The organism is Bacteroidota bacterium (assembly GCA_036522515.1).
In the GTDB taxonomy this organism is placed as follows: domain Bacteria; phylum Bacteroidota; class Ignavibacteria; order UBA10030; family SZUA-254; genus VBOC01.
Map to the genome: position 1 here is coordinate 1 of DATDFQ010000020.1, position 3,449 is coordinate 3,449.

A 3,449-nucleotide genomic window follows, 5' to 3' on the forward strand; every position below is an offset into this window, starting at 1 on the left:
CCCCTGGGTCCGCTCCAAAAAACCGGACGGAACCGTGACGGTTTACAGGAACACGGAGATGCAGGTCAGCGATGATTCGATCAAGAACGCCTTCACCCGGCGCATGGACTGCATCGATTGCCATAACCGCCCGACCCATATTTACCATCCGCCCGCGCGCTCGGTCAACCATGTGATGTCCCTCGGATGGATCGACCCGCGGCTTCCGAACATCAAGAGCGTCGCCGTGAAGGCGCTGGAAAACCCCTACCGGACCAAACAGGACGGCCTCGACAGCATCAGGACGTCGATCGACGGGTTTTACCGGCAGAATTACCCCGAGCTCGCCTCTTCGAAGAAAGTCCAGATCGACAGCGCGATCGGGCAGGTGCAGAATATTTACGCCCGGAATTACTTCCCGGAAATGGGCGTCAACTGGAAGAAGTTTCCCGATAATCTCGGCCATCTCTACTATCCCGGATGTTTTCGCTGCCACGACGGCAAGCATGTGAACGAGCAGGGGAAAGTCCTGTCGAAAGACTGCAACACCTGCCACACGATTCTCGCGCAGAAATTCGAGAGCGACACGCTCCGGATGGCGCTGGGGGGGATCGAGTACCGCCACCCGGTCGACGTGGGAGATTCCTGGAAAGAGATGAACTGCAGCGACTGCCACAACAGCCAATGACCTCAACCTGTCATCCTGAGCGAAGCGAAGGATCTGCCCGGCCGAATCGCCGAGATCCTTCGGTCGCTTCGCTCCCTCAGGATGACATGCCGGTTGGTAGGACCCTTCCGGCAGAAGGAAGGATGCGTTCGATCAGACAATTGAGATTCCAATGAATTCCACACCGCACGACGGCGCCGAACGGCGCAACTTTTTGAAGTTCGTCCTCTCGGGCGGATTGGTCGCCCTCGCCGGGACGATCCTCTACCCGATCCTGGCGTACCTCAAGCCGCCGAAAGAGGGCGAAGTGGAGGTGAGCTCCGTGAGCGCGGGAAAGCTGAGCGAAATTGAAAACGAAAGCGGCAGGATCGTGAAGTTCGGGACGAAGCCGGTCGTTCTGATCCGGACCGCGGCCGGCGACCTCCGGGCGTTCTCGGCGACGTGCACGCACCTCGACTGCACAGTGCAGTTCCGGAAGGATTTCGGGCTCATTTGGTGCGCATGCCATAACGGCAAGTACGACCTGAACGGCAGGAACGTCTCCGGACCGCCCCCGCGTCCCCTCGACGAATACCGGGTCGTGGTCCAGGGGGACGAAGTGTTGGTCTCAAAGAAGGCATAACCCCGTGACCCTCAAAAAGATCTACGCGTGGATCGACGAGCGTGTGAAGCTGGAGGACCTGGTCCGGTTCATGGGGAAGAAGTACGTCCCCCTCCACAGCCATTCTCTCTGGTATTATTTCGGGGGGGTCTCCCTCTTCCTCTTCATCATCCAGGTCGCGACCGGCATTCTCCTCCTGCTCTACTACAAGAGCGGGGAGGGGCTCGCGTTCGAGAGCATCCAGTTCATCATGTCGAAGGTGCAGTTCGGGTGGCTGATCCGGTCGATTCACAGCTGGGCGGCGAACCTCTTCATTCTTGCCGCGATGATCCACATGTTCAGCGTCTACTTCGAGAAGGCGTACCGGAAGCCGCGCGAGATCACCTGGCTCACCGGGATGCTGATGTTCTTCCTGGCGCTGGGGTTCGGATTCAGCGGCTACCTCCTCCCCTGGAACGAGCTCTCATTTTTTGCGACGAAGGTGGGTACCGACATATCGGGGGTGGTTCCGTTCGTCGGCACGCCGCTGCTGATGTTTCTCCGGAGCGGAACGGAAGTTACCGGGGCGACCCTCTCCCGGTTCTTCGGCTTCCATGTGGCGCTCTTCCCCGGAATTTTTACCGTTCTCCTTGCCGTTCACCTCGTGCTCGTCCAGCGCCAGGGGATGAGCGAGCCGCTCGGGGCGGAAGGCGCCGCGCTTTCGCAGCGGAAGACGATGCCGTTCTTTCCGAACTTTCTCCTGAGGGACCTGCTCCTCTGGCTCATCGTCCTGAACCTCCTCGCAATCCTGGCGGTCTTCTTCCCGTGGGAGCTCGGGAAAAAAGCCGACCCGTTCGCTTCCGCCCCGGCGGGGATCAAGCCCGAGTGGTATTTCCTCTTCATGTTCCAGACCCTGAAGTATATCCCCGGCAAACTCTGGCTCGTTGACGGCGAGGTGTTCGGGATCATGCTCTTCGGGCTCGCCGGGTTCCTCTGGCTGCTGGTTCCGTTCTGGGACCGGAAGAGCCTCCGCGGCGAGAAGAATCGCATGTTGACGTATGTGGGAATCGTCGCGGTCTTCTATATCATCCTCCTGACAATCATCGGATGGCTCGTATGACGCGCTTCCTACCGGCACTCCTCATCGTTCTTCTGGCCGCTCTTCCCGGGAAAGCGGCTGCAGCCGGCGGTAATCAATGCCTGACGTGTCACGAAGGGATGAGCGACAAGCCGTCGGCGCTCTTCAAGCATGACATTCATGCCACGAAAGGAATCACTTGCGCCGGCTGCCACGGCGGCAATGCGAACGCCGAGGAGATGGAACAGGCGATGGATTCGAGCGCGGGCTACGTCGGGGTGCCGAAAGGGGATGATATTTCGAAGGCGTGCGCGAACTGCCATGCGGACCCCGGAAAAATGAAGGCGTTCGGTTCGTCTCTTCCGACGAACCAGTGGGAGCTCCTGAAGGCGAGCGTCCACGCGCGGCTCTCCATCAACGGCAAGGAACAGATCGCCCAATGCATCACCTGCCACGGAGCGCACGGAATCGTCGCCGTGAAGGATCCAGCCTCTCCGGTCCATCCGCTGAACGTCGTGAAGACGTGCGCGACGTGCCACAGCAACGCCACGTTTATGCGGGATTATAACCCCGCCCTGCCGGTGGACCAGATCGAAAAGTACCGGACGAGCGTGCACGGCGTGAGAAACGCCAAGGGAGACCCGAAGGCCGCGGCGTGCGCGAGCTGCCACGGAAGCCACGGCATCCGCGGGGCGAAAGACGTCAAGTCGGCGGTCTACGCGACCAACCTTCCCGCGACCTGTTCGCATTGCCACAGCGATCCCGCCTACATGAAGGAGTACGGGATTCCCACAGACCAGTTCGAGAAATATTCGCGGAGCGTGCACGGGGCGGCGCTCCTCGCGAAACACGACGTCTCGGCCCCCGCCTGCAACGACTGCCACGGCAACCACGGCGCGGCGCCGCCGGGCGTGGCGTCGGTATCGAAGGTCTGCGGCACCTGCCACGCGCTGAACGCAGACCTCTTTTCGGCCAGCCCGCACAAGAAGGCGTTCGACGACCGGAAGCTCCCGGAATGCGAGACGTGCCACGGAAACCACGAGATCGTGGCCGCCACCGACAAGCTCCTCGGCGTTGCTCCGGACGCGGTCTGCAGCCGGTGCCACCATGAAAAGTCCGGCGGGTTCGAAGTTGCGGCTTCGATG

The 3,449-nt window shown here is 60.9% G+C and carries 4 protein-coding genes; all 4 read left to right on the forward strand.

The window, feature by feature from the left end:
* On the forward strand, positions 1-667 hold a 667-nt coding region (locus VI215_03305), incomplete at its 5' end, for a cytochrome C (protein HEY6191334.1).
* A gap of 151 nt (positions 668-818) precedes the next feature.
* Positions 819-1,268 (forward strand): Rieske (2Fe-2S) protein, encoded by a 450-nt coding sequence (locus VI215_03310; protein ID HEY6191335.1) that lies wholly within the window; start codon positions 819-821, stop codon positions 1,266-1,268.
* A 4-nt stretch (positions 1,269-1,272) separates the two neighbouring features.
* Positions 1,273-2,346 (forward strand): cytochrome bc complex cytochrome b subunit, encoded by a 1,074-nt coding sequence (locus tag VI215_03315; GenBank protein HEY6191336.1) that lies wholly within the window; start codon positions 1,273-1,275, stop codon positions 2,344-2,346.
* Positions 2,343-3,449, forward strand: a 1,107-nt coding sequence (locus VI215_03320) for a multiheme c-type cytochrome (protein HEY6191337.1), incomplete at its 3' end; no start/stop codon positions are given. The genes VI215_03315 and VI215_03320, both read left to right, overlap by 4 nt.